The following is a 26,514-nucleotide window of genomic DNA, read 5'->3' as shown; positions in this document are numbered from 1 at the left end:
TGCTCCTATTGCATCGCTGCGGCAAGGCCCGCAACTGCCGCGACTGCTGCCTGCCGCTTTTGCGCCATGGCCTGCCAATCGCTCAAAACCGTCGCCGCTTCGGGGGGAAGTGCGGCTATTTCGGTCAGTGCGGCAGGAATATCGCCCGCCGCCAGCGCGGCTTCGGCCCGCGACAAGATCGCATCGGGGTCATTGCCTTCATGCGGCGTCAAGGATCGCGCCCCGGTCTGGGTGCGCAGGAAATTCGCCACCCGGTCCGACCAACTTTCGCCCATATTCGCCCGCAAGGCCGCCTCTAAAGCTGCACGCGAGGCCGCCGGAAACGCATCTTGTAGCGCGGCCAAGGTCGGCAACCCGGTTTGCGCATTTTCCGCCAACACTGCAGGCACATCGCCCAAAACGGGCAAAGCCGAGGCATAGGCCGAGCCACTGTCCAAAGCCGCCTGCACCCGACCCAAAGCCGCGCGGGCCTCAGACGCTTTCGCCGTAGCTTCGGCATCTGCTTTGATCCGCGCGGCCGTGTCTTCAGCCTGCTTCAACACCGCATCCGCCGCCGCTTTCTGAGCCGCAAGCGCTGCAGCCGAGGGTGCATTGCCGCTGATCGGCATGGCTTCAATAGCCGTCAGCCGCTGTTCCAACGCCGCAATCTGCTGCTGAAGCGGTGCTATATCTGGGGCAGCCTGATCGGCCAACGCCGCCACCCGCGCCTCAAGGTCGCTATCCGGTCCGGCAATCGGCCGCGCTGCAAGTTCGGCAATCTGCGCCTTCAGGCTTTCCGTTTCGGCCTGTTGCGCGGTCAGCGCCGCTTGCAGCGCAGAAGTATCCTGAATGGGCCAGCCCCCCGGCAAATACTGCGCCAGACCATAGCCTAACCCCGCAGCGATCACCCCGCCCAATATAGGCGCGACCCAACCCGGCCTGCGTGCAGGGTCTGCGGGCTTGACCGGCTCCGACGCAATCACCGGGGGTGCCTCAAGCTCGCTCGTCTCTGTGTCAGTCATCGCAGACCTCGCTTTTGCGCTTTGGGCCATCGCACTGCGGCCGCTGTTGCTTTGAAGTTAGGCCGAGGACCGCAGTGGTTCAAGAAGTCATCCACGCCCACGCAGCGCCTGAACCGCCCGCTGCATCGCCGCACTGTCCGGGCGGCTGGCGATTTCGGTAAACACCGTAGTAAAATCAAAGGCTTCCGCCACAGCAGGGCTGAGTGCCGCCAGCCAGATCGGCGCTTTTGCCGCAATGCGCCGCAATTCGTCCGCCAGCAGTTTTGCAGAGCGCGGCGAAAAAATCGGCAGGATCACCGGGCCGGATTCTTGCAGCACCGCGATGGCTATGTCAGTCAAGCTTTGGACTATCTGCCGATAGATGACCAGTGAAACAGTCTCTATTCCTGCCGAAATCAGCCTTTTCTCCAAATCACCCGCGCTGTCTTGCCCCCGCAGCAACAGCAGACGCCCAACTGGCGCGGCCGCAATGATATGCGCCAGCAGATCATCGGCAGCGCCCGAAGCCGAGCTGGCCTTAAACCCCACCGCCCGTGCCGCCGCAGCCGTGCGATTGCCGACACAGAACGCTTGTTTCGGTAGCGCGGTCCCGGCAGCGGAAATCCGCCCGGCAGCTTCCACCCCAGTCTCAGAGGTCAGCACAATGGCGGTAAAATCGCCAGACGGCAGAGGAGGCGACAAAAATTCCGGCCGCATCAAGGGAGAAATCAACGCACCGCCGATCTGATCCGCAAACCGTTGGCTCTGCGCCAAGGGCCGCGTCAGCAGGATGGTGGGTTGGGATTGTCTGGCCATGCCCTTGGTGTTACCTGCGATATGGCAAGCAATCAACGGCGGACCATGGTGGAAACCCTTACCTTTCTGGGCATCGAGTCCAGCTGCGACGATACCGCCGCCGCCGTGATCCGTCATGAGCCGGGGCAGCTGCCGCAGATTTTGTCGTCGGTTGTCGAAGGCCAGACCGCCCTGCACGCGGCGTTCGGCGGCGTGGTGCCGGAAATCGCCGCCCGCGCCCATGCCGAGCGGTTGGATCATTGTGTGGAGCAGGCGTTGGCAGAAAGCGGCGTCACTTTGGCTGGCTTGGATGGCATTGCGGTGACGGCGGGGCCGGGGTTGATCGGCGGCGTGTTGTCTGGCGTGATGCTGGCGAAGGGGCTTTCGCTGGCAACTGGCTTGCCGATGGTGGGGGTGAATCACCTCGCAGGTCATGCCTTGACGCCGCGACTGACCGATCAACTGGCGTTTCCCTACCTGATGCTGCTGGTGTCGGGCGGGCATTGCCAGTTCTTGATCGTGCATTCTGCTGAACAGTTTCAACGGCTTGGCGGCACGATTGATGACGCACCCGGCGAGGCCTTTGACAAAACCGCCAAGCTTTTGGGTCTGCCGCAACCCGGCGGTCCCGCCGTGCAGGCCGAGGCCGCGCTGGGGAATCCGAAGCGTTTCACCTTCCCGCGCCCGCTGCTGGATCGCCCCGGCTGCGATATGTCGTTCTCGGGCCTGAAAACTGCTTTGCTGCGCGCCCGCGATGCGGTGATTGCCGAAAAGGGCGGGTTCACCCTGCAAGACCGCCGCGATCTCTGCGCTGGATTTCAACTGGCCGTGGCCGAAGTTCTGGCCGAGAAAACCCGCCGCGCCTTGGCGATCTATGCCGAGCTTTCTCCCGTCGAGCCTGCACTCGCCGTGGCTGGTGGTGTGGCCGCGAATACGGCCATTCGGGCAAGGTTAGAGACGGTTTGTGCGCAAGCTGGTACCCGCTTCCTCGCCCCGCCCTTGCAGCTTTGCACCGACAATGCGGCGATGATCGGCTGGGCGGGGATTGAGCGGTTTCGTGCGGGGGCTATTGACGGCATGGATCTGGTCGCCCGCCCGCGCTGGCCGCTGGACGCGACCGCTGCGCCCATGATCGGTTCCGGCAAGAAGGGGGCCAAAGCATGATCGGGATTGTGGGCGCAGGCGCGTTTGGCACGGCCTTAGCAGTGGCTTTGGGCCGCGAGGGTCGTGACGTGCGGCTCTGGGCGCGCGACGCAGCGCATATTGCCGAAATCGCCCGCTCCGGCGCCAATGAAGCGCGACTGCCGGGGATCAATCTGCCCAAAACAATCTCTGTTACGGCAGATATCGCAGATTTGACCGGGGCAGAGGTGGTGCTTCTCTCGCTACCGATGCAAGCACTTCGCGGCTTTCTTTTCGCCAATCGTGCGCTGAACGGCCTGCCGCTGGTGGCCTGCTGCAAAGGGGTTGATTTGACCACGCTGAAAGGCCCCACTGCGCTGATCGAGGCGGCCTGCCCGGAGTCACCTTTCGCCATTCTGACCGGCCCGAGTTTCGCCGCCGATATCGCGCGCGGCCTACCCACCGCGTTGACCTTGGCCTGCGCTGAAGGTGAGGCTTTGCAACATCTGCTGTCCACGCCGACGTTGCGCCTGTATCGCACCACGGATGTGATCGGGGCGGAACTGGGTGGCGCTTTGAAAAACGTCATCGCCATTGCTGCTGGCATCGTGATGGGCGCAGGGCTTGGCGATTCCGCCCGTGCGGCCTTGATGACGCGGGGGTATGCCGAGATGGCCCGACTTGCGCAGGCGTTGGGCGGGCGGGCGGAAACGCTGGCGGGGCTGTCGGGATTTGGCGATCTGGTGCTGACCTGCACCTCGACTCAATCGCGGAACTTCCGCTTTGGTCAGGCGCTTGGCGCGGGTCAGGCTTTCGACCCCAATGTCACCGTCGAGGGGGCGGCCACCGCAAAAGCAGTCTCTAACATGGCCAAAATCATGCAAATTGACATGCCGATCACCGCGATGATCGCCGCCTTGATCGACCAACACATCACCTTGCCGCAGGCGATCTCAGCCCTGCTGTCCCGCCCTTTGAAACAGGAGTAACCCATGCGCGTCGCCCTTATCTGCAAAGACAAACCCGACCATCTGCAAACCCGACTGGACAATCGCACCGCGCATCTGGCGCATATCGAAGCCTCGGGCGTGGTGGAAATGGCCGGGCCGTTTCTGGACAATGGCGCGATGACCGGCAGTCTCGTGGTGCTGAACGTCGAAACCCTGGCAGAGGCCGAAGCTTGGGCCGCAGCCGACCCCTATGCCAAGGCAGGTCTGTTTGATAGCGTGATGATCAGCGAGTGGAAAAAGGTCATCGGCTGATGGGTTTCTGGCTGTTCAAATCCGAGCCTGACACATGGGGCTGGCCCGACCAAGTCGCGCGCGGGGCTGCGGGTGAGGAATGGCATGGCGTGCGCAACTATCAGGCGCGCAACAACATGCGGGCGATGCAGGTGGGGGACCTCGGGTATTTCTACCACTCAAACATCGGCAAAGAGATTGTCGGGATTGTCGAGGTTTGCCGTGAGTCGCAGCCTGACAGCACGTCCGATGATCCGCGCTGGGATTGTGTTTGCATCCGGGCGGTGCAGCCCCTGTTGCGGCCTGTGACGCTGGAGACTTGCAAGGTGCAGCCGGGGCTGGAGAAGATGGTCTTGATCAACAACGCGCGGCTTTCGGTGCAGCCAGTGACGGCTGACGAATGGCGGATCATCTGCAATCTGGGCGGTTTAAGCTGATTGGAAACGGGGGGCCCATTACCCCTAAAGGACCCCCCATCCACCCCACGTGCTCCCTCAGCACCACACGTGTTCTGTAAAAGGTCCTAGGCTACTGCCTGTTCCTTCAAACTACGCAAAGCTGCCGAGTCGCGCAAACGGCAAGTGCTTGGGAATTATATCAAATCGAAACGATCAGGCCTTCGGCTCTGGCAGGAAAAACGCGGCCAGACCCAGCAACGGCAGATAGGCGCAGATTTTGTAAACCGCCACGATTCCCCACGCATCCGCCAGCACACCAAGCCCTGCCGCGCCAAAAGCGGCGATGCCGAAAGCCAGCCCGAACAACAGGCCGGCCACCATTCCGGTGCTGTGCGGCATCAAATCTTGCGCATAGACCACCATTGCCGGGAAGGCCGAGGCCAGCATCAGCCCGGCGAGCGCCGCGACCAGCACGGTTGGCACTAGTGGCAGCCACGGCATCGCCAAAGTCAGCGGCAGGATACCGAGGATCGACCACAGGATCACCTTGCGACGTCCGATCTTGTCGCCGATGGGCCCGCCAATGATCGTGCCAGCCGCCACAGCCGCCAGAAAGATGAACAAACAGATCTGCGATTGCCCGACACTGAGGCCAAAGCGCTCGATCAGGTAGAAGGTGTAATAGTTCGACAGCGACACAGAATAGAGGAACTTCGAGGTCATCAGCACGATCAGAATGAACATCCCCAAGCGCACCGTGGCTTTCGGCACTGCCACCGCTGACCGTGCCCTGCTCCGCCGCGCCACGGCACGCCCCGCGCCAACGGCAGTATACCAGCGCCCCACCAGCCACAGCAGCACCATGCCCAGCATCGCCACCCCGGCGAACCATTCAATCGAGACTTGCCCGCGCTCCATCACCACAAAGGCAGCCGCCAGCGGACCCAAAGCAGAGCCCGCATTGCCGCCGACCTGAAACAAAGATTGTGCGAATCCGGGTCGCATCCCGGCAGCCAACCGGGCGATCCGCGATGCTTCGGGATGGAAGATCGACGAGCCAAGCCCGATCATCGCAACCGACCCCAGCACCGCCGCGAAGGTTTGCGCATTGGCCAGCAGCACCAGACCAATCCCCGTCGAAGCCATGCCCGCCGCCAAAGCATAGGGTAGGGGTCGTTTGTCGGTATAAAGCCCGATCAGCGGTTGCAGGATCGAAGCGGTGCCCTGAAACACCAATGTAATCAAACCGATCTGCGCGAAGGAAAGCGCCAGATTGTCCTTCAGCAGCGGATAGGCTGCCGGGATCAGCGATTGCATCAGATCGTTCAGAAGATGCCCCAAGGCGACGGCCAGAATGATCGGCACGACCGTGGCGTCAGCGGTTTGCGAGGGGTGAGGTTCGGCAGACATTGGAAACCTTTCGCAGAAAGCCCCGCACCATCGCGCGGCTTTCTGGAAATGGCAATGTCTGGAGAGGCCTATCGCGGCCCGCAGATCATTTGGCGTAAACGGCTTCTTTGCTGAAATGCTTGGTCAGCATGTAATAGACCACGGCGCGATATTTGTTGCGCTCACCGCGACCATAGGTGTCGATCACCGCATTGATCGCTTCCATCAGCGCCGGGCTGTCAGCCAGACCCAGCTTTTTGATCAGGAAGTTATTCTTCACAGTTTCCAGCTCAGAGTTGTCCGAACCCGCGACAGTCGCGCTGTCGGCGTTATAAATCGCCGGACCGCAACCAATGGTCACTTTGGTCAGCAGATCCATATCCGGGTTGATCTTGCACTTGTTTTTCAAATCTTCGGCGTATTTCGCGATCAGATCGTCACGCTTGCTCATTCCAATAATCCCTCGTTTGTCGGACCGATAAAGCTGCCAGATGGGGCAGGGTGGCCGTACATTAGGCGATGGAGTAATTCACTCAAAGGGAAATATGGCTACAGGTTCCCCCTTCGGCGGAGACCATCTGACGCAACGTCACAACGCAAAAGGCCCGAGGTTTCCCCCGGGCCAGCGCTGGATGTGTCAGAACTCAGTAGCGGTAGTGTTCGGCCTTGAACGGGCCTTCGACTTTCACGCCGATGTAATCCGCCTGATCCTTGCGCAGCTCGGTCAGCTTGACGCCGATTTTCTTCAGGTGCAGGCGGGCGACTTTCTCATCCAGTTCTTTCGGCAGGATATAGACACCCGGTGCGTAATCTTCGCCCTTGGTCCAGAGTTCGATCTGCGCCAGAACTTGGTTGGTGAACGACGCCGACATCACGAAAGACGGATGCCCAGTGGCGTTGCCAAGGTTCAACAAGCGGCCTTCTGACAGCAGTATGATGCGATTGCCCGAGGGCATCTCGATCATATCGACCTGCTCTTTGATGTTGGTCCATTTGTGGTTTTTCAGGGCTGCAACTTGGATCTCGTTGTCGAAATGGCCGATGTTACCGACAATGGCCATATCCTTCATCTCGCGCAGATGCTCGATACGAATGACGTCGCGATTGCCAGTGGTGGTGATGAAGATATCGGCGTTGGCGACTTCATCTTCCAGCAGCGTCACTTCATAGCCGTCCATCGCGGCTTGCAGCGCGCAGATCGGATCGACTTCGGTGACTTTGACGCGGGCACCCGCACCACGCAGGGACGCCGCCGAGCCTTTACCCACATCGCCGTAACCACACACAACAGCCACCTTACCCGCCATCATGGTGTCGGTCGCACGGCGGATACCATCCACCAGCGATTCCTTGCAGCCGTATTTGTTGTCGAATTTCGACTTGGTGACGCTGTCGTTGACATTGATCGCCGGGAAGGGCAGTTGGCCCTTTTTGTGCAGATCATAGAGACGATGCACGCCGGTGGTGGTTTCTTCGGAAACGCCTTTGATCGCGGCTTTGGTTTTGGCGAACCAGCCCGGCGATTGCTTCATCCGCTTCTGGATTTGCAGCTTGATGACTTCTTCTTCTTCGGATTGCGGCACGGACAGCACGTCTTCACCCGCCTCCATCCGCGCGCCGAGCAGCACATACAGCGTCGCGTCGCCGCCATCGTCGAGGATCATGTTTGCACCATCAGGGAACATGAAGGAACGGTCAAGATAATCCCAATGCTCGGTCAGGGTCTGGCCCTTGATGGCAAACACCGGGACACCAGCTTCGGCGATGGCCGCAGCTGCGTGGTCTTGGGTCGAGAAGATGTTGCAAGACGCCCAGCGCACATCGGCACCAAGCGCGGTCAGCGTCTCAATCAAGGCAGCGGTTTGTATCGTCATGTGCAGCGAGCCGACAATCCGCGCGCCTTTCAGCGGCTTGGTGGTGCCAAATTCCTCGCGGCAGGCCATCAGGCCCGGCATTTCGGTTTCAGCGATGACCAGTTCTTTGCGGCCATATGCAGCCAGCGCAATATCCTTAACGATGTAATCTTTCGCCATCTGGCGCACTCCTTGATCCTATGGTTGCGGGGCAGATAGCATTTACAGGACCTCTCGACAACAGAGGCCGTGAGTGGCAGGAAAATGCGGCAGGAGGCCGTCATGAAACAACCGCGCGCATGGCAACGGATGCTATCTGGCCGCAGGCTTGACCTGCTGGACCCGACGCCGATGGATATCGAGATCGCCGATATCGCGCATGGCTTGGCGTTTGTGGCGCGCTGGAACGGTCAGACGCGGGGCGATTTTGCCTATTCGGTGGCGGAACATTCTTTGCTGGTCGAAGAAATCTACGCGCGCCAGAACCCTGCCAATCCGCGTTGGCAGCTAGCGGCTTTGCTGCATGACGCGCCGGAATATGTGATTGGTGATATGATCAGCCCGGTGAAATCTGCGGTGGGGCCAAGCTATACGGAACTGGATCTGCGGCTGACAGCGGCGGTGCATCTGCGCTTTGGTCTGCCTGCGGTGCTGCCGGTGGTAGTGAAAAAGGCCATCAAGGCGGCGGATAAAATCTCGGCTTGGCTTGAGGCGGTGCAGATCGCAGGGTTTTCGGAACCCGAGGCGGACAAGCTGTTTGGCAGGCCGGATACCGCGTTGTTGCGTGGGCTGGAGATAAAACTAAGACCGCCCGCACAGGTGCGGGCGGATTATGTCGCGCGGCATTTGGATTTGCTGGCGGCGCTCAAGACCTAAACCCGATCGCTGGTTTGCTTGGTCCAACGGGCTTCCGTCGGACGGCTGGGAAAGCGATCGCGCGGAGTTGGGGCCGGGCTGGCGCGCAGGGCGATCAGCAGGGCATCTGCGAGAATGTTTAACATGACTTGCTCCTATTTTCTTGTTGTCATAGCGTGTTTATAGCGCATTTCAGCCCAAGCCCCGAGTCAGCGATTTTTCCAAACTGTTAGATTGGCTATCATGTCTGTAGACTGGAAAAGCTTCCCCTCCCTCACTGCCTTGCGGGCGTTTGAGGCGGCTGCACGGTTGCAAAATTTTTCCCGCGCCGCCCGCGATCTGAACGTCACCCACGCCGCCATCGCGCAACAGGTGCGCGCCCTTGAGGCTGATCTGGGGCGCGAGTTGATCTATCGGCAGGGTCGCGGGCTGGCACTGACCGCTGAGGGCGCAAAGCTGGCGCAGGCGCTGACCGACGGTTTCCACGGCATTGAAGTTGCGGTGAATGATCTGCGCGGCGCCGATCCCAACGCGCCGCTGCGGGTGACGCTGACCCCGGCTTTCGCTGCGCAATGGCTGATCCCGCGTCTGGGGGCGTTCTGGAAGGCGCATCCCGAAATCGGATTATCGCTGCACCCCGAACATCGCGTGATGGACTTGCGCCGCGACAGCCTTGATCTGGCGATCCGCTTTGGCGATGGCAAATGGCCGGGAGTGGAGGCCGAGTTTCTGACCTCGGCGCATTACATCATTGTCGCCGCGCCGGCGCTGTTGCAGGAGCGTGAAGGACTAACCACCTCAGAAATGTCGGCAATGCCTTGGGTGATTGAACCGGATTGGCCCGAGGCTTTGATTTGGTTGCGCAGTTTTGGGCTGAAACCAGATGCGATGAACATCACCTACATTCCAACCGAAGAATTGGCACTTTCCGCTGCGCGGCAGGGTTTGGGCCTGCATGTTGAAGCCGCCGCCTTGATGGAGAAAGATCTGGAAAGCGGTGATCTGATCGCTGTGGGCGAGATTAAGGATGAAAGCCTTGCCTATTATTTGGTCACAAGGCCGGGCCCGAAACGCGCCGAGTTGAAAACCTTCATGAAATGGCTGAAGGCCGCCATTTGAGGCGGCCTTCGGTTTTCTTACCTGCGAAAGATCAGATCGACATTTCGTCCGGCTGCTTGCCCGCAGCCAATGCTGCTGCAAACCAACGCGGTTTGCGGCCACGGCCCGACCAGGTGTCCGATGAATCCGCCGGATTGGCGTATTTCGCGACAGCTGGCGAGCGTTTGCGCGCAACCGTCACGCCGGTCAGCTCAGCCAGAGAAAAGCCCTTCGCGCGGGCGAATTCTTCAATCTCGGCAAGAGCCTCTTTCTTTTTGCGATCCTCAAAGGACGCAATAGCCTTTACCACTTGCGATTGCAGATCTTTCAACTCTTTAAGAGACAGCCCGTTGATATCAATGGTCACGTAAGCATCCTTTCAGGACTATGGTAAAGCCATTTAGGCTGAAAGGATTATTCTTTCAAGTACTCGCTTATTTTGGGCTACGTTTGGCGAGAATCCGCTGCAAAGTCCGCCGATGCATCGAAAGTCGACGCGCGGTTTCTGAAACGTTGCGGTCGCACATCTCATAGACCCGCTGGATATGTTCCCAGCGCACCCGGTCTGCCGACATTGGATTTTCCGGCGGTTCCGGCATTGCAGCGCCTTTGGCGAGCAGGGCCTGCATCACATCATTCGCATCGGCGGGTTTCGAGAGATAATCCGTCGCACCGATTTTAACCGCCGCCACCGCCGTCGCAATCGCGCCATAGCCGGTCAACACCACGATCCGGCAATCCGGCCGACGCTCGCGCAGGGTTTCCACCACGTCCAGCCCATTGCCATCTTCCAGCCGCAGGTCAATCACCGCATAGGCCGGAGGACGTGCCAGCGCAATCGCCCGCCCTGCCGCCACGCTGCCTGCGGTTTCCGGCAAAAACCCGCGCTTTTCCATCGCTTTGGCGAGGCGCTTGACGAAAACCTCGTCATCATCGACCAACAACAAGCTGCGATCCGGTCCCAGTTCTTCGCCAAGATCATCTGCCATGAAATCCCCCGTTCATTCGTCTGCTAACCTAGGCCGCTAAAGGCTTATCGTCAAACGCGCCCTAGCTTTTCTCAATAAAGCAAGCAGCGCGGGTGGCGATTTGTTCGGCGGTATCATCACGGGTGAAGAAATCAGCGAAGCCACTGCCGGGCAGCATCAGATAGGTGAAGGTCGAATGATCCATCATGTAATACTGATCGCCGGTGTCCTGCTTTTTGAAATAGGTCTTATAAGCGCGTGACGCCGCCTGCACTTGCTCAAGCGTGCCGGTCAGACCGATCATGTCGGGATGCAGGTTGGCGGTGAAATCCTTCAGCACCGCAGGCGTGTCGCGTTCGGGGTCGATTGAGATAAAAACCGGGGTGACATCCAGACCCTTGGCCTTCAGCAAATCCACCGCCTCGGCATTGCGCGCGCCATCCAGCGGGCAAACATCCGGGCAAAAGCTGTAGCCAAAATAGACCAGCGATGGCTTGGCCAGCACATCTTTGTCGGTCACCGTCTTGCCGTCTTCATCCACCAGCGTAAACGGCCCGCCAATCTCGCCACCGCCCCCGGCAATAGCAGACGTGCGGCAATCGGCGAAAGGATCATTGGTGCGAGCCTCTCGGTCTTTGTTCCATAAGTATCCACCAAAGACACCGAAAAATGCGACAACGGCAACGACCGCCAGCTTTGCATAGTTCTCTAACATTACTCGCCCTCCTCATTGCGCATTGATCCGCGCCGAACCAACCCTTATCAATCGCAAAGCCGCCGTAATGGCCAGCCCCCGCCAAGGCATCCCATGTCAAACCAGCGTGACATAACCGCCCAATCCGCACATTTTCGGCCCGAGCGGGCGGATTGGCTGCGGCTGCGAACGTTGATCTTTCAGCGCTGGATGGCAAGCTTTGGTCAGTTGGCGGCGCTTTTGGTGGCAACGCGCTATTATGGCATGCAACTGCCTCTGGGCTTGTGTTTTCTGGCGGTTGGGCTGGCGGTCATTGCCAATCTGATCGCGATGTTCATCTTCCCGCAGAACAAGCGGCTGACCGAGCTTGAGGCGATGCTGACGCTGCTGTTCGATCTGGCCCAACTGTGCTTTCTGTTGTTCCTGACCGGCGGACTGGCCAACCCCTTTGCGCTGCTGGTACTGGCCCCAGTGACGGTATCTGCCAGCGCATTGGAACTGCGCAGCACCTTGATCCTTGGTGTGCTCGCGGCAGCCTTTGTCACCTTGATCGGCCTGCTCAACATCCCCCTGCGGCTGGCCGATGGCACCATATTCGCCATCCCCAGCCTGTTTACCTTCGGATTCTGGCTGTCTTTGCTGATCGGCATCGCCTTTCTTGGCCTGTATTCGCGTCGGGTGGCGACCGAGATGCGCTTGATGTCCGACGCACTTTTGGCGACGCAAATGGCTTTGGCGCGTGAGCAAAAGCTGACCGACCTTGGCGGTGTGGTCGCCGCCGCCGCGCATGAATTGGGTACGCCCTTGGCGACGATCAAGCTGATCAGCTCTGAGATGATGGATGAACTCGCGGATCACCCCGATCTCGCCGAAGACGCCCGGCTGATCCACGAACAAGCCAACCGCTGCCGCGATATCTTGCGCTCGATGGGCAAGGCCGGGAAGGATGATCTGCTGCTGCGGCAAGCCCCGTTGGAAACCGTGCTGCAAGAGGCCGCCGAGCCGCACATGGCGCGCGGCATCGAGGTGATCTTCACCATGGCAGGGGCAGGCCTGCCGCCCGTAGTGGTGCGCCGCCCCGAACTGATCCACGGGCTTCGCAATCTGGTGCAGAATGCGGTGGATTTCGCCCGCAGTACGGTCTGGGTTGATGCGCAATATGCACCGGATCGCATCCTGCTGCGCATCATCGACGACGGCGAAGGCTTTCCGGCGCAAGTGCTGGGGCGGATCGGCGACCCGTTCGTGCGCTCGCGCCGTGATGAGCAGGATCTGGCGCGGCGTCCCGAATATGAGGGCATGGGGCTGGGCCTATTCATCGCCAAAACCCTGCTAGAGCGCACCGGGGCCGAATTGTCTTTCGCCAATGCCGCCGACCCGTTCCTGTCGCCAGAAGAACGCCCGGCGCGATCCGGGGCGATTGTCGAGGTGACATGGAAGGCCGCAGATATTCTCGCTGAAACGGCAGGGGCTTTGGGTGAAAACCAGCGCTTTATCGGCTAGCGGCATAAAAGCCTGCATGACTGCGCTATCCTTAACCCCCTATTAACGATCTACTCCTTAGGTTGATCAAAACATGGGACCCTCCCATTAAGATGGGGCTTTCGGATGATTTTTCCGCTTATTCTCGCCGTGGTTGCGGCTTCGCTGATGGCGGCCTGTATTGGGATGCTGGCGTTGTGGCTGCTACCCGCCCGCGAGTTTCCGGTGCAAGCCAGCGTCTTCACCGATACCGGCAGTGAGACGCTGTTTATGTTTGATGGTGAGATTATGGTCGATAGTACCGCCAATGCCCGCGCACTTTTGGCGGCCAGCCCGATGAAAGGGCCCGCCTGGGGCCGGTTGATGGCGTTCCTGACCGCGCGGTTTGAAGATTTAGAGGCGCAGTTGCAGCGGCTGCAAAACGATGGCGCGATTGAACTGCCTTCGGTGGGAAATGCCACGCCCTTGATCCTGAAGGCGGAACATGCGGGCGGGTTGACCAAACTGACGCTGATTGATGCGAGCAAAGACGGCCATCTCTCGGCGGGCGATGCGATTGCCCAGCGCGCAATGCTGGATGAATTGGCGCTGCTGCGTGAAACCGTCGCGACCGCGCCGGTCTTGTTGTGGCGTGAGAATACGGCGGGTGACGTGGTCTGGGCAAATGGACCCTATCTGTTGCAGGCCTGTGACGTTCTGGGTGAGGACAAAGAATTGGGCTGGCCGCTGCCTAGGTTGTTTAACCGGTCGGCGGCGAAATCGGGCAAGGATCAAAGGCAAAGTCTGGTGGCTGTCGGCAAGCCTGCGCTCTGGTTCGATATCTCGAGCCGAGCCGAGGCGGACGGCGATCTGATGTTCGCTATCCCTGCCGATTCGGCGGTGCAGGCGGAAGGTGCGTTGCGCGATTTTATGCAAACCCTGACCAAAACCTTTGCGCAACTGCCGATTGGCCTTGCGATCTTTGACCGTCAGCGCAAATTGCAACTGTTCAACCCCGCTTTGATGGATCTGACCCAACTGCCCGCCGATTTTCTGTCGCTGCGCCCCTCGCTGCTGGCGGTGCTGGATGCGATGCGGGATCGCAAAATGCTGCCAGAGCCGAAAGATTATCGCGACTGGCGGCGGCAGATTGTCGAGATCGAAAAGGCCGCCGCTACCGGGCTTTATGAGGAAACCTGGAGCCTGCCCGATGGCCAAACCTATCGGGTGGTCGGGCGACCGCATCCGAATGGGGCCTTGGCGCTGTTGATCGAAGATATCTCGTCGGAAATGCTGCGCACCCGCCGCTACCGCGCCGATCTGGAGCTTGGCCAATCGGTGATTGATCATATGGATGAGGCGATTGCGGTGTTTTCGCAATCGGGGCAGTTGGTGATGTCGAACAACAGCTATGCCGCGCTGTGGGGCCATGATCCGGGGGAAACCTTGGGAGACAACACCGTCCGCACTTTGTCAGCACATTGGCGCGTGCAATCAGCCCCCAGTGCAATCTGGGCCGAAGTCGAAGAATACGTCGCCACCGTCGGTGACCGTGACAGCTGGCGCGGCGAGGTGCGGCTGCTGGATGGCCGTCTGATCGGATGCAAATTCGCGCCTTTGGCGGGGGGGTCAACGCTGGCAACCTTCCGGCCCGTGCCGCCCTCCGAGTCAGGCCAGACGAGATTGGCCGAAGGTGCGGGCCTGCGGCGCGCCTGAACTTCGCGACTTGCAGCGGCGGGTGGGGAGGGTAGACTTGGCGCATGACAAAGCCGCATGCCGTTACCGCCTTTTTGCCCTCTGAGGACGACACCGCCGATCTTGGCCGCTGGCTGGCATCGCGGCTAAGCGCGGGCGATTCTGTGTTGCTGGAAGGTCCGATTGGTGCCGGCAAAAGCCATCTCGCCCGCGCCCTGATCCGCGCCCGCTTGGGTCGGATGGAGGATGTGCCCTCGCCCACCTTCACCCTCGTGCAGACCTATCAGGCCGATGTCGAGATCTGGCACGCCGATCTTTACCGTCTGTCGCATCCCGATGAGGTTGCCGAGCTGGGGCTGGAAGACGCGCTTTCACAAGCGATTTGTCTGATTGAATGGCCGGACCGTTTGGGTCGCTTGACGCCCGCTCATGCTATTCGAATAGCGCTATCGACCAGCGGAGAGGGTCGGAATGTCACGCTGACTGCGCCGGACCACCCCGATCTGCTGGCAGAGTTCGCCCAAAGTTGGTCGCAATGAACGACCGCGCCGCCTTATCGCAGGCATTTCTGACCCAAGCCGGCTGGGGCAATGCCAATCGTCGGTTTCTCGCCGGAGACGCTTCGGATCGCAGCTATGATCGGCTTGAGCAAGGCGCGAAAACCGCCGTCCTGATGGATGCGCCGCCGGGAAAGGGCGATGATCCGGCAACATTTCTGGCAATTGCCGCGCATCTTTCGGCCATCGGCCTCTCTGCTCCAAGTTGCTACGCACAGGATCTGGAAAACGGCTTTCTACTGTTAGAGGACTTGGGTGACAATATCTATGCCACCCTTCTGAAAATGGCTCCGTCCCGAGAAAACAGTCTCTATACGGCGGCAACGCAGGTCCTTGCCCATCTGCAACGCCATTCACCCGCCGCCAACCTCGCCAATCTGACCGCGCAGGATTGGGCCGAGGCCGCCTGCTTTGCGCTCGATTGGTATCGTTTCGCAATCACTGGCGACCGCATCGAGCCTGCCGATTTCGGCAACATCCTCACCGATGCGCTATCGCGCCATGCCGACGGCCCGCGCGTGATTATCCTTCGCGATTATCACGCCGAAAACCTGCTTTGGCTGCCGGATCGGCCCGGCCTTGCCCGCGTCGGCGTGCTGGATTTCCAACTCGCCCAACTTGGCCAGCCCGGCTACGATCTCGTCTCATTGCTGCAAGACGCCCGAAGGGATGTTTCACGTGAAACGGAGGCCGCGATGATCCGCGCTTTCTGTCTGCAAACCGGCACCACGGCAGACAGCTTCCGCCCCACCTATGCCACGCTTGGCGCGCAGCGCGCTCTGCGCATCATCGGAATTTTCGCTCGCCTCTGCCTGCAGAGCGGCAAATCCAACTACGTTCGCTTGATCCCCCGCGTCTGGCACCACCTGCAGCGCAACCTCTCCGAGCCAGAACTCGCCCCGCTCGCCAAAATATGCGCCCGCCTGCTGCCCGAACCCACCCCCGAAGCCCTTGCCCGAATAGGTGCCCAATGCGGCCACTTCCGTTAATGCTTTTCGCCGCAGGCTTCGGCACCCGCATGGGTGCCTTGACCGCCCATCGACCGAAACCGCTGATCGACGTGGCCGGGAAACCGCTGATCGACCACGCCTTAGCTGTTGCCGACGCGGCGGGGATCGCAAAAATCGTGGTAAACCTGCACTATCTTGGCGATCAAATCGCCGACCACCTGAAAAACCGCGACGTCCTGTTTTCATGGGAGCGCAACCAGATCCTCGAAACCGGTGGCGGTCTGAAAGCCGCCCTTCCGCTGCTTGGCGATGGCCCGGTGCTGACCCTGAACACCGACGCGGTGTGGACTGGGCAAAACCCCCTCACCCAACTGCTCACCGCTTGGGATCCGGCTAAAATGGATGCGCTACTCCTGCTGCTTCCTGCCGAAAACGCCCTCGGCCACAGCGGCAAAGGCGACTTCCACCTTGATCCTAACGGCCGCATTTCCCGCGCAAACGGTGTCAACGCCCCGATATATCTCGGCGCGCAAATTCTCAAGACCCAAGGTCTTTCCGCCATATCAGATCCTGTTTTCAGCCTGAATCTCCTCTGGGATATTGCCATCGCCAACAACCGCGCCTACGGCCTGATCCATCACGGCGGCTGGTGCGATGTAGGTCGCCCCGAAGGCATTGCACTGGCTGAGTCCTTGCATGTTTAACCCTTACACCCCCCGCATTTTCGCCCTGCCGCCCGGCACAGATTTTCCCGCCGAACTGGTCGCGGGCCTGATCGAGCGTATGGCGCACCAGCCGCCAGAAGCCATGGCGCGCGTCACGATTTACCTCAACACCGCCCGCATGGTGCGCCGCGTCAGCGACCTATTCGCGACCCATGGCGCGCGCTTCTTGCCGCGCCTGCTGCTGCTCAGCGATCTCGCAAAAGATCCCAGCCTCAACCTTACCCCCACCATTCCCCCACTGCGTCGTCGCCTGCAAATGGCCGAACTCATCGCCAAACTGCTCGACGCCCAGCCCGATCTCGCCCCTCGCGCGGCGCTTTATGACCTCGCCGACAGCCTCGCCAATCTGATGGATGAAATGCAGGGCGAGGGCGTTCCAGCAGAGGCTATCGCCGCCCTCGATGTTTCAACCCATTCCAAACACTGGGAAAGAACCCAAACCTTCCTGCGCATCGTTGCCCCGCTGTTCAGCGATGCCGCCGATGCCGAATCGCGCCAACGCCTCGCCGTGCAGCAACTTGCCCAGCGCTGGCAAAGCGCCCCGCCGCAAGACCCGGTGCTGATCGCAGGCTCCACGGGCTCACGCGGCACCACCGCCCTGCTGATGCAGGCGGTCGCGGGCCTGCCACAAGGCGCGCTGATCCTGCCCGGCTTCGATTTTGACACACCCTCCAGCGTCTGGCAGGCGATGGACGATGCGCTCACCGCCGAAGATCATCCGCAATACCGCTTCCGCCACCTGACAGACCTGCTGCACATCTCCCCCAGCAGTATCAAACCCTGGCGAAACACCCTCCCGCCAGACCCCAACCGCAACCGCTTGATTTCGCTGTCCCTCCGCCCCGCCCCCGTCACCGATCAATGGCTGGTCGAAGGCCCAAACCTGCCCAATCTACCCCGCGCCACCGAAAGCCTCACCCTGATCGAAGCCGCCTCCCCGCGTGCCGAGGCCCTCGCCATCGCGATGATCCTGCGCGAGGCCGCCGAAGCTGGCACCAAGGCCGCGCTGATCACCCCCGACCGCAACCTAAGCCGCCAAGTCACCGCCGCCCTCGACCGTTGGGCGATCCTGCCCGACGATTCCGCAGGCCGCCCCTTGGCGCTCTCCGCCCCCGGCCGATTCCTGCGCCACACCGCCGCTTTGCTCGGTCAACGGTTGACCGCCGACAGCCTGCTGACCATCCTGAAACACCCGCTGACGGCGTCTGGCACGGCGCGCGGCCCGCATCTGCTGCTGACCCGCTATCTCGAACTCAAACTCCGCAAAACCGGCCCTGCCTTCCCCACTGGTCCCGATCTGCTGGAATGGGCGAAAGCGCGCACCGACAACGCTTTGCCATGGGCGCAATTCCTCGCCGACACGCTGCAAAACCTCGACCAAATTCCGCGTCGGCCGCTGGCCGATCACGTTTCCCAACACCGCGCCTTGTCCGAATCCTTGGCACGCGGTCTTGACCCCTGCGACACTGGCGCACTTTGGGATAAGGCCGCCGGGATCGAAGCCCTCGCCCTGATGGAAACCCTCGCCGCCGAAGCCCCCTACGGCGGCACTTGCTCCGTCACTGAATACCGCGATCTGTTCGAGGCTCTCGTCAACAAAGGCGAGGTCCGCGAACCCGTGCAAGCCCACCCCAACATCATGATCTGGGGCACCTTAGAGGCTCGCGTCCAAGGCGCTGATCTGGTGATCCTTGGCGGCCTCAACGATGGCATCTGGCCAAAACTTCCCGAACCCGACCCGTGGTTGAACCGCTCGATGCGCAAAAAAGCGGCTCTGTTATTGCCAGAACGTCAAATCGGCCTCTCCGCCCACGACTACCAACAAGCCATCGCCGCCCCCCATGTGATCCTATCGCGCGCCATCCGCAATGCCGAGGCGGAAACCGTCCCGAGCCGCTGGCTCAATCGCCTGATGAACCTAATGGACGGTCTGCCGCAGCAAAATGGCAAGCAGGCGCTGGCCGAAATGCGCGCGCGCGGCACCAAATGGCTCACTCTCGCTCGCGCCCTAGAACAGCCCACGCCTGCGCAACAGGCCGACCCCCGCCTGCACCCCGCTAAACGTCCCGCCCCGCAGCCGCCCATCGCCGCGCGCCCGCCCAAACTGTCGCTCACCAATATCGAACGCCTGATCCGCGACCCCTACGCCATCTACGCCCGCTACATCCTGCGGCTCAATCCACTCGACCCACTGCACCAAACCCCCGACGCCCGCGACCGTGGCATCATCGTGCATGAGGTGCTGGAGCGGTTCGTCAAAACCCGTCCCGAAACCGAAACCCGCGCTGAGGCCCGCACCCGCCTGCTCACGCTCGCCCGCGAAGTCCTTGCGCAAGAATCCCCCTTCCCCGCCGCCCGCGCTTTGTGGTTGGCGAAACTCGACCGCGCCGCCGACCATTTCCTGACCCAAGACGCCAAACACGGCGGAACCTCGCTTGCGCTGGAAACCCAAGGTGCCCTCAAACTCGCCCCCCTCGATTTCACCCTGTTCGGCACCCCCGACCGCATTGACCGCCTCCCCGACGGAACCCTGCATCTCATCGACTACAAAACCGGAGCCGCCCCCAAAGCCGCCCAGCAAAAGCAATACGCCAAACAACTTCTGCTCGCCGCCGTGATGGCCGACCGTGGCGGTTTCGCCGATCTCGGCCCCTCTGACGTCGCAAAAATCAGCTACATCGGTCTCGGCACCAGCGAGGACGTGGTGGAAACCGACATCACCGAGGCTCTGCTGACCGAACACTGGGAAAAACTGCTGACTCTCATCTCCCGCTACCTGCGCCGCAGCACCGGCTACACCGCCCGCCGCGCGCTGTTTGAGGTCCGCCACGCGGGCGACTACGACCACCTCTCACGCTTTGGCGAATGGGAAATGTCCGACCGCGCCGTGCCAGAAATGGTTGGACCAGAACAAGTCGGAGAGCCAGAATGACCCGCAACGATGCCTCCGAACGCCAAGTCCAAGCCTCCAACCCAGCCGACACCGTCTGGCTTTCCGCCAACGCAGGTTCCGGCAAAACCCGCGTGCTGACCGACCGCGTCGCCCGCCTGCTGCTGCGCGGCGTTGAACCCCAGCACATCCTTTGCCTCACCTACACCAAAGCCGCCGCGACCGAGATGCAGAACCGCCTGTTCCGCCGCTTGGGCGAATGGGCAATGAAGCCCGATGCCGACCTTCACCGCGCCCTCGCCGACCTAGGCGACGACACACGCCACGCCCCCGGTGCCCTCGCCAAAGCCCGACAACTGTTCGCCCGCGCGATTGAAACCCCCGGCGGCTTGCGCATCCAAACCATCCACAGCTTCTGCGCCACACTGCTGCGCCGCTTCCCCCTCGAAGCGGGCGTCTCCCCGCAATTCACTGAACTCGACGACCGCGCAGCCCGCCTGCTGCGCGAAAACATCGTCGAAGAAATGGCCGAATTTCGCGCCCCCGAAATCATGGCCGAAGTCGCCCGCGCCTATACCGGCGAAGATTTCACCGCGCTGATGGAGCAAGTCTCGGCCAAACGCGCAGGGTTCACCAAATCGCTGACCGAGGCCCAATCCCGTGATTTGTTCAATGTTCCCAATGTGGAAATCCCTCAAACCCTGCTGGCCGATGTGCTGCTCGGTATTGAATCCGATCTGATCGCCAACATCCTGCCCGCCCTGCAAAACGGCGGCCCCACCGATAGCAAAACTGCCGCAAAACTCGCCGCCCTCGATCTAACTGCCCCCAGCCTCGCCACCCTAGGCGCCCTAGAAAACACCCTGCTCTACGGCGGCACCGCCAAAGCCCCATACGGCGCGAAAATCGGCGCGCTGCCCACCAAACCCACGCAAAAGCTGATCGGCAACCACCTGCCGCAACTCGACGCCCTGATGCTGCGAGTCGAAGCCGCCCGCCCCCGCCGCATCGCCTTGCAAGCCGCCCAGAAAACCGCCATTCTGCACCGCTTCGCCGCCAGTTTCCTGCCGCTCTACGAATCCGCAAAATCCGCCCGAGGCTTCCTCGACTTCGACGATCTGATCACCCGCGCCAAGGCCCTGCTGACCGATCCTTCCGTCGCCGCATGGGTGCTGTTCCGGCTTGATGGCGGCATCGACCATATCCTCGTCGATGAGGCGCAAGACACCAGCCCCGACCAATGGCGCGTGATCGAACTGCTGTCTGCTGAATTTACCGCAGGCCAAGGCACCCGCGATGAAACCCGCACTTTGTTCGTCGTCGGTGATAAAAAACAGTCGATCTATTCCTTCCAAGGCGCGGACGTCGCCGCTTTCGACGAAAAACAGACCGATTTCCAAACCAAATTCCGAGCTGCGCAAAAGAACTTCGTCCGCCTCGATCTCGAATATTCCTTCCGCTCGTCCACCGCGATTCTGCGCGTCGTCGATGAAACCTTCGCCGACCGCTTCCCCAAAGCGATGGGCTCATCTGTCCACCACCTCGCCTTCAAATCCGATCTGCCGGGCCGGGTAGATCTCTGGCCGCTTCTGGAAAAATCCGAAGACCCCAAAGATGAAAACTGGGAAGACCCCGTTGACCTGATCACCGATACCCACCACACCGCACGGCTAGCCGAACAAATCGCCAGCCATATCAAAGCGCTGATCGACGCGGGCACCCAAATTCCCGTCGATAAAGAAGAAGACCCAAACCTAAGCCGCCCTCTGCACGCGGGCGATGTGCTGATCCTCGTGCAGCGCCGCTCCGCCCTGTTCTCCGAAATCATCCGCGCCTGCAAAAAAGCCAACCTCCCCATTGCAGGCGCAGACCGCCTGAAACTCGGCGCGGAACTGGCGGTGAAAGACCTCGCCGCCCTGCTGTCCTTCCTCGCCACACCCGAGGATGATCTGTCGCTTGCAGCCCTCCTGCGCTCCCCGCTCTGCGGCTGGACCGAAGCCGAGCTTTACGCCCTCGCCCAACCCCGCAAAGGCTTCCTGTGGGAAACCTTGCGCGATACCACCGACCACCCCGAAACGCTTTCCATGCTGCACGATCTGCGCAACAACGCTGACTTCCTGCGCCCCTATGATCTGATCGAACGCGCTCTGACCCGCCACGACGGCCGCCGCCGCCTGCTCACCCGGCTTGGCCCCGAAGCGGAAGACGGCATTGACGAATTCCTCTCCCAAGCTCTCGCCTTCGAACGCAACGAAGTCCCCAGTCTGACCGGATTTCTGATCTGGATGGAAACCGATGACATCGAGGTCAAGCGCCAGATGGACAGCGAAGGCCACCGCATCCGCGTGATGACCGTCCACGGCGCAAAGGGTCTGGAAGCACCCTTGGTGATCCTGCCAGACACCTGCGACCGCACCCCGCAAGACCGCGATGAGATTTACGCGATGGAAGATGGCATCCCCGTCTGGAAAACCCCGTCTGACGAAAGCCCGCCACCGATTGCCACCGCGCGCAGCTTGCGCAAAGATAAGGGTGAGGAAGAAAGCCTCCGCCTGCTCTACGTCGCCCTCACCCGCGCCCGCACCTGGCTTATCGTCTGCGGCGCGGGCGAAGCAAAGAAGGATGGCGCGTGGTATAAGCTGGTCCAGCAGGGCATGCAGGCCGCAGGGTCCGAACCCATCGCCGATGGCGCATTGCGCCACAGCTTTGGCAGTTGGCCTGATCCAGCACCAAAACAGTTTCTAATCTTGCCAAAATCGCCCGAAACCCCCCTCTGGGCAACGACTCTCGCCGCAACCCCCGAACGCCCCCCGCAGCCCCTCTCTCCCTCCAATCTCGGCGGCGCAAAGCTGCTACCCGGTGAAACCGATGGCTCTGGGGAAGACGCCGCCAAAGCCCGTGGCACCGCTTTGCATCTTCTGCTTGAATATCTGCCCAATACCCCCCGTGCCGATTGGCCCGCTCTCAGCGCCGCCCTGATCCCCGACCCCGGCCAATGCGCCGACCTCATAGCCGAGGCCGAAGCCGTTCTGACAACCCACCCCCATATCTTCGCACCCGAAGCCCTCGCCGAAGTCACCTTCACCGCCACCTTCAACGGCCAGCCCATGCAGGGCACCATCGACCGCCTGTTGATCGCCGCAGATCACATCCTCGCCGTCGATTTCAAATCCAACCACCGCACCCCCGCCACCGCTGTAGAAACCCCCGAAGGCATCCTGCGGCAGATGGCCGCCTATGCCGAAGCCCTGCGCCAAATCTACCCCAGCCACCGCATCGACACCGCAGTCCTGTGGACCCGCACCGCCACCCTGATGCCGCTGCCCCCCGATATTGTGCGGGCTGCTATGCAACGCAGCACTATCCCTTGACGTCCGCCCCCGCCGTCCCTAAGTTCAATGCCTGACATTTCCCCCTCAGGAGTTCCCATCATGGGTGCCAATACCGTCGCTGTAACCGACGCCACTTTCGACGCCGAAGTTCGTAAATCCGCGATCCCGGTCGTCGTGGATTTCTGGGCCGAATGGTGCGGCCCCTGCCGTCAAATCGGCCCAGCCCTGGAAGAACTCGCCGCCGAATACGCGGGCAAGGTGAAGATCGTGAAGATCAATGTCGATGAAAACCCCGACAGCCCCGCCGCCCTCGGCGTGCGCGGCATCCCCTCGCTGTTCCTGTTTAAAAACGGCGAAGTTGTGTCGAACAAAGTCGGGGCAGCCCCGAAAGCGGCCCTCGCCAACTGGATCGCCACCGCGCTCTGAACCCCGCGAAAATCGGATCAAAGGCTCCCCTCGGGGGGCCTTTTTTCACAGCGGCCAACCGTGCGCCCGCAAGCGATCCGCAATCTGCGCCTCATGGCCATCGCCCGACGATGCCAGCGCCTGCCGCTTGAAAAACCAATGCAGATAGGACGCATAGGGCTGTGGTCGATGCACCGCCTCAAACGCCCCCGCCACCCCCAACCGCCCCACCGATGCCGCGATATGGTGAAAATCAATCCGCGCAAACAGCACCGCTGGCTTGTCGGCAAAGAACCCGGTCAGCGCCATCGACGAATTCTCCGTCACCACATAATCGCAGCCCGCCAGCACCGGCAGCGAGCCCTGAACCAGCTCAAACCGCTCAATCCCCCGCAGCGCATCCAGCTCCGCCTCAGAATAAACCTCGCGCGGATGCAGTGTCGCCACGATCCGCCGCTCTGGGTCCGCCGCCAAAGTCGCCTGGATCATCTCAACCGGAGACGCGGTCTGAAAATGCCGCCGTTGCAACAATTTCCCCTGTAACGGCATGAAAATATAGCCCCCCCGCGCGGCGGTCAGCCCGCCAAACAGCCGCGCGCGCCAATAGCGCTGAAACCACGCCTGCCGCTCTCCACCCTGAAACGGCAGCCCCGCCACCGCCCAATCCCAGCGATCATTCGTCGCCTCAATGCGGTAGAATTTCTCAAGGTAACAGCGTCTTAGGCTAAAACAAAACGACCCCGCCACCGCGCGATTGTAAACAAGGTGATAGCCCTCACCCGCAACCTCCGCCGCGTGCCCAGCGTATCGAACCTGCCAGCCCGCCGCCCGCACCACTCCCACCACAGCACCAAAAATCCCGATCCCCGCCTCGGCGCGGGCGCGCTTGTCACCGTCCAGATAGAAATTCAAAATCCGTTCCATGGCAGCAAACTATGCGTTTTCCCTCCGCCTCACCAGCCGCCCGCTTGCGCCCGGCGCAGCCGCCTTCCATATAAAGCCCAGCAGATGGAGCGCAAAATGTCCGAAGACAAATTCCCCGGTTGGCATGGCACCACCATTCTGGCCGTGCGTCGCGGTGGCGAGGTTGTGGTGGCCGGCGATGGCCAAGTTTCCTTAGGCAATACCGTGATCAAAGGCACTGCCCGCAAGGTCCGCCGCCTCTCGCCGGGTGGCCACGATGTGGTTGCAGGTTTTGCGGGATCGACCGCTGACGCCTTCACCTTATTGGAACGGCTAGAGAAAAAGCTGGAAGCTGCCCCTGGTCAACTCGCCCGCGCCTGCGTCGATCTGGCGAAAGATTGGCGGATGGACAAATACCTGCGCAATCTGGAAGCCATGCTGATTGTCACCGATGGCCGCAATCTTTACGTGATCACGGGTGCCGGAGATGTACTGGAACCCGAACATGATGTGGCCGCCATTGGATCGGGCGGCAACTTCGCCCTCGCCGCAGCACGGGGCCTGATGACCACCGATCTGCCCGCCGAAGACGTCGCCCGCCGCGCCATGGCGATTGCTGCCGAGATTTGCGTGTTCACCAACGGCAACCTGACCGTGGAACGGATTTCCAAATGACCAACCTGACCCCGCGTGAGATCGTCTCTGAACTCGACCGCCACATCATCGGCCAACGCGACGCCAAACGCGCCGTTGCTGTGGCCCTGCGCAACCGTTGGCGCTGTCGCAACCTGCCGGACGATATTCGGGATGAGGTTTACCCGAAGAATATCCTGATGATCGGGCCAACCGGGGTGGGCAAAACCGAGATCGCCCGCCGCCTGGCAAAACTGGCGAAAGCGCCGTTCCTGAAGGTCGAGGCCACCAAGTTTACCGAGGTCGGCTATGTCGGTCGCGATGTCGATAGCATCATCCGCGATCTGGTCGATGCCGCGATGATCGACACCCGCGCGCGGATGCGGGAAGACGTGGCGGCGAAGGCGAAGCAAGCCGCAGAGGAGCGGGTGGTTGAGGCTTTGGCGGGCAAAGACGCGCGCGAGCAGACCCGCGAGATGTTTCGCGGCAAGCTGCGGCGCGGGGAATTGGATGCGACGGTGATCGAGTTGGAAATCGCCGACGCCGCCCCCGCGATGCCGATGATGGGCGGGCAGAGCATGGAAATGCAGATGCAAGGCCTGCAGGATTTGTTCAAAGCGTTCGGCGGGCGGACCACGCGCAAGAAGGTCACCGTGGCCGACAGTTATGATTTGCTGATCGGGCAAGAGGCCGACAAGCTGCTGGATGATGAGGCGGTCAAGACGGTGGCACTGGCGGCGGTGCAGGACAATGGCATCGTGTTTCTGGATGAGATCGACAAAATCTGCGCGCGGGCGGATGCGCGGGGAGCCGATGTGTCGCGGGAAGGGGTGCAGCGGGATTTGTTGCCGCTGATTGAGGGAACGACGGTTTCCACCAAATATGGCCCGGTTAAAACCGATCATATCCTGTTCATCGCGTCCGGAGCGTTTCATGTCGCGAAGCCTTCGGATTTGCTGCCGGAACTTCAGGGTCGCTTGCCGATCCGGGTGGAGCTGGCACCGCTGACGGAGGGAGACTTTGTCCGCATCCTGACCGAAACGGACAATGCGCTGACCCGACAATATGCGGCGCTGATGGGGACCGAGGATGTCGCGGTTTCCTTCACGGCGGACGGGATCGCGGCGCTGGCGCGGATCGCGGCAGAGGTCAACAAATCCATCGCGAACATCGGGGCGCGCCGGCTTTATACGGTGATGGAGCGGGTGTTTGAGGAGCTGTCTTTCACCGCCCCGGACCGCTCGGGGGAAGAGGTCGTGGTGGACGCCGCTTTCGTCGAGAAAAATCTGGGCGCGCTGGCGCGGTCGGCGGATATTTCGCGCTATGTTTTGTAGGCGCCACGCGTGGACAGGGCTGCGATTTATATGATTTCAAAGGGTTAGGGATATGTCCTTAACCCTTTTTTCATACTTGTCCCGGCTTCATCTTGGCCTAAACACTCACATGCCGTGGTGTTAACAAACCCTGAATGCAAAAGCCTAATCCCTTGAAAAGCATGCGATCTACGCCCACGCCACGCGTGGACAGCGGCATTTCTGCGCCTGCAATATAACGTCACTTGACCCGCCCC

Annotated in this window: 26 protein-coding genes; 16 read left to right on the top strand and 10 right to left on the bottom strand. The window is 61.1% G+C overall.

All coding sequences use genetic code 11. From position 1 onward, the window contains the following. Positions 1-5: 5 nt before the first annotated feature. Both AKV04_RS12720 and AKV04_RS12715 read right to left on the bottom strand, forming a co-directional pair. Positions 6-1,001, bottom strand: a complete 996-nt coding sequence (locus AKV04_RS12720; RefSeq protein WP_054006781.1) for a COG4223 family protein — start codon at positions 999-1,001, stop codon at positions 6-8. 87 nt (positions 1,002-1,088) lie between these two features. After that, complete coding sequence (locus tag AKV04_RS12715) at positions 1,089-1,796, bottom strand: uroporphyrinogen-III synthase (RefSeq protein ID WP_235815627.1); 708 nt, start codon at positions 1,794-1,796, stop codon at positions 1,089-1,091. A gap of 45 nt (positions 1,797-1,841) precedes the next feature. Between AKV04_RS12715 and tsaD the strand changes: the two genes are divergently transcribed. From tsaD to AKV04_RS12695, 4 genes are read left to right on the top strand one after another with little or no spacing between them, the layout of a single operon-like run. Further along, a complete protein-coding gene (tsaD, locus tag AKV04_RS12710; RefSeq protein WP_054006779.1) occupies positions 1,842-2,939 on the top strand; it encodes a tRNA (adenosine(37)-N6)-threonylcarbamoyltransferase complex transferase subunit TsaD in 1,098 nt (365 codons plus the stop codon). Further along, positions 2,936-3,886 (top strand): NAD(P)H-dependent glycerol-3-phosphate dehydrogenase, encoded by a 951-nt coding sequence (locus AKV04_RS12705; protein WP_054006778.1) that lies wholly within the window; start codon positions 2,936-2,938, stop codon positions 3,884-3,886. The genes tsaD and AKV04_RS12705 overlap by 4 nt, the downstream gene beginning before the upstream one ends. A 3-nt stretch (positions 3,887-3,889) precedes the next feature. Next, positions 3,890-4,159 (top strand): YciI family protein, encoded by a 270-nt coding sequence (locus AKV04_RS12700; protein WP_054006777.1) that lies wholly within the window; start codon positions 3,890-3,892, stop codon positions 4,157-4,159. Further along, on the top strand, positions 4,159-4,575 hold the full coding sequence (locus AKV04_RS12695) for an EVE domain-containing protein (RefSeq protein WP_054006776.1): 417 nt from the start codon (positions 4,159-4,161) through the stop codon (positions 4,573-4,575). The genes AKV04_RS12700 and AKV04_RS12695 overlap by 1 nt, the downstream gene beginning before the upstream one ends. Before the next feature lie 174 nt (positions 4,576-4,749). On the opposite strand, the gene AKV04_RS12690 is transcribed toward AKV04_RS12695, so the two are convergent. The 3 genes from AKV04_RS12690 to ahcY form a co-directional block, all read right to left on the bottom strand. Continuing rightward, entirely contained in the window at positions 4,750-5,946 is a 1,197-nt protein-coding gene (locus AKV04_RS12690; RefSeq protein WP_054006775.1) for an MFS transporter, read from the bottom strand. Between the two features lie 85 nt (positions 5,947-6,031). Further along, positions 6,032-6,376 (bottom strand): DUF2853 family protein, encoded by a 345-nt coding sequence (locus tag AKV04_RS12685; protein WP_054006774.1) that lies wholly within the window; start codon positions 6,374-6,376, stop codon positions 6,032-6,034. A gap of 193 nt (positions 6,377-6,569) precedes the next feature. Continuing rightward, positions 6,570-7,958, bottom strand: a complete 1,389-nt coding sequence (gene ahcY, locus AKV04_RS12680; protein ID WP_054006773.1) for an adenosylhomocysteinase — start codon at positions 7,956-7,958, stop codon at positions 6,570-6,572. 102 nt (positions 7,959-8,060) lie between these two features. On the opposite strand from ahcY, the gene AKV04_RS12675 reads away from it, so the two are divergent. Further along, positions 8,061-8,654, top strand: coding sequence for an HD domain-containing protein (locus AKV04_RS12675; protein ID WP_202905613.1), 594 nt, complete (start codon positions 8,061-8,063; stop codon positions 8,652-8,654). Here AKV04_RS12675 and AKV04_RS27570 read toward each other — a convergent pair. Further along, a complete protein-coding gene (locus AKV04_RS27570) occupies positions 8,651-8,779 on the bottom strand; it encodes a hypothetical protein (RefSeq protein WP_268871794.1) in 129 nt (42 codons plus the stop codon). The two genes, AKV04_RS12675 and AKV04_RS27570, sit on opposite strands and share 4 nt — an antisense overlap. Before the next feature lie 97 nt (positions 8,780-8,876). Between AKV04_RS27570 and AKV04_RS12670 the strand changes: the two genes are divergently transcribed. Next, positions 8,877-9,752 (top strand): LysR family transcriptional regulator, encoded by an 876-nt coding sequence (locus tag AKV04_RS12670; protein ID WP_082351624.1) that lies wholly within the window; start codon positions 8,877-8,879, stop codon positions 9,750-9,752. A 31-nt stretch (positions 9,753-9,783) separates the two neighbouring features. On the opposite strand, the gene AKV04_RS12665 is transcribed toward AKV04_RS12670, so the two are convergent. The 3 genes from AKV04_RS12665 to AKV04_RS12655 all read right to left on the bottom strand — a co-directional run bounded on the left by AKV04_RS12665 (position 9,784) and on the right by AKV04_RS12655 (position 11,414). Continuing rightward, entirely contained in the window at positions 9,784-10,098 is a 315-nt protein-coding gene (locus tag AKV04_RS12665) for an H-NS histone family protein (RefSeq protein ID WP_054006770.1), read from the bottom strand. A gap of 67 nt (positions 10,099-10,165) precedes the next feature. After that, a complete protein-coding gene (locus AKV04_RS12660; protein WP_054006769.1) occupies positions 10,166-10,720 on the bottom strand; it encodes an ActR/PrrA/RegA family redox response regulator transcription factor in 555 nt (184 codons plus the stop codon). Positions 10,721-10,781: 61 nt separating this feature from the next. Further along, a complete protein-coding gene (locus tag AKV04_RS12655; protein WP_054006768.1) occupies positions 10,782-11,414 on the bottom strand; it encodes an SCO family protein in 633 nt (210 codons plus the stop codon). A gap of 93 nt (positions 11,415-11,507) precedes the next feature. On the opposite strand from AKV04_RS12655, the gene regB reads away from it, so the two are divergent. From regB to trxA, 8 genes are all read left to right on the top strand, one after another. Beyond that, positions 11,508-12,896, top strand: coding sequence for a sensor histidine kinase RegB (gene regB, locus AKV04_RS12650; protein WP_054006767.1), 1,389 nt, complete (start codon positions 11,508-11,510; stop codon positions 12,894-12,896). Positions 12,897-13,001: 105 nt separating this feature from the next. Then, positions 13,002-14,570, top strand: a complete 1,569-nt coding sequence (locus AKV04_RS12645; RefSeq protein WP_054006766.1) for a PAS-domain containing protein — start codon at positions 13,002-13,004, stop codon at positions 14,568-14,570. Between the two features lie 44 nt (positions 14,571-14,614). Further along, positions 14,615-15,088 (top strand): tRNA (adenosine(37)-N6)-threonylcarbamoyltransferase complex ATPase subunit type 1 TsaE, encoded by a 474-nt coding sequence (gene tsaE / locus AKV04_RS12640; RefSeq protein WP_054006765.1) that lies wholly within the window; start codon positions 14,615-14,617, stop codon positions 15,086-15,088. Beyond that, positions 15,085-16,095, top strand: coding sequence for an aminoglycoside phosphotransferase family protein (locus AKV04_RS12635; protein ID WP_054006764.1), 1,011 nt, complete (start codon positions 15,085-15,087; stop codon positions 16,093-16,095). Before tsaE ends, AKV04_RS12635 begins: the two co-directional genes overlap by 4 nt. Beyond that, positions 16,077-16,760 (top strand): nucleotidyltransferase family protein, encoded by a 684-nt coding sequence (locus AKV04_RS12630; protein WP_054006763.1) that lies wholly within the window; start codon positions 16,077-16,079, stop codon positions 16,758-16,760. Before AKV04_RS12635 ends, AKV04_RS12630 begins: the two co-directional genes overlap by 19 nt. Next, entirely contained in the window at positions 16,753-19,713 is a 2,961-nt protein-coding gene (addB, locus tag AKV04_RS12625; RefSeq protein WP_054006762.1) for a double-strand break repair protein AddB, read from the top strand. Before AKV04_RS12630 ends, addB begins: the two co-directional genes overlap by 8 nt. Continuing rightward, on the top strand, positions 19,710-23,042 hold the full coding sequence (gene addA / locus AKV04_RS12620; RefSeq protein ID WP_054006761.1) for a double-strand break repair helicase AddA: 3,333 nt from the start codon (positions 19,710-19,712) through the stop codon (positions 23,040-23,042). The genes addB and addA overlap by 4 nt, the downstream gene beginning before the upstream one ends. 60 nt (positions 23,043-23,102) lie before the next feature. After that, the gene (gene trxA, locus AKV04_RS12615) at positions 23,103-23,429 is read left to right on the top strand and encodes a thioredoxin (protein WP_054006760.1); all 327 of its coding nucleotides are present in this window, start codon (positions 23,103-23,105) and stop codon (positions 23,427-23,429) included. Between the two features lie 45 nt (positions 23,430-23,474). Here trxA and AKV04_RS12610 read toward each other — a convergent pair whose 3' ends face one another. Further along, complete coding sequence (locus AKV04_RS12610) at positions 23,475-24,320, bottom strand: hypothetical protein (protein WP_156317514.1); 846 nt, start codon at positions 24,318-24,320, stop codon at positions 23,475-23,477. A 108-nt stretch (positions 24,321-24,428) separates the two neighbouring features. Between AKV04_RS12610 and hslV the strand changes: the two genes are divergently transcribed. Continuing rightward, positions 24,429-24,986, top strand: a complete 558-nt coding sequence (hslV, locus tag AKV04_RS12605) for an ATP-dependent protease subunit HslV (protein ID WP_054006758.1) — start codon at positions 24,429-24,431, stop codon at positions 24,984-24,986. Beyond that, complete coding sequence (hslU, locus tag AKV04_RS12600) at positions 24,983-26,278, top strand: ATP-dependent protease ATPase subunit HslU (protein WP_054006757.1); 1,296 nt, start codon at positions 24,983-24,985, stop codon at positions 26,276-26,278. Before hslV ends, hslU begins: the two co-directional genes overlap by 4 nt. Positions 26,279-26,514: the final 236 nt, after the last annotated feature.

The sequence above is a fragment of the Cypionkella psychrotolerans genome (assembly GCF_001294535.1).
Taxonomy (GTDB): Bacteria; Pseudomonadota; Alphaproteobacteria; order Rhodobacterales; family Rhodobacteraceae; genus Cypionkella; species Cypionkella psychrotolerans.
The sequence above is the reverse complement of the archived record's forward strand: the minus strand, read 5'-3'. Positions and strand labels throughout refer to the sequence as shown.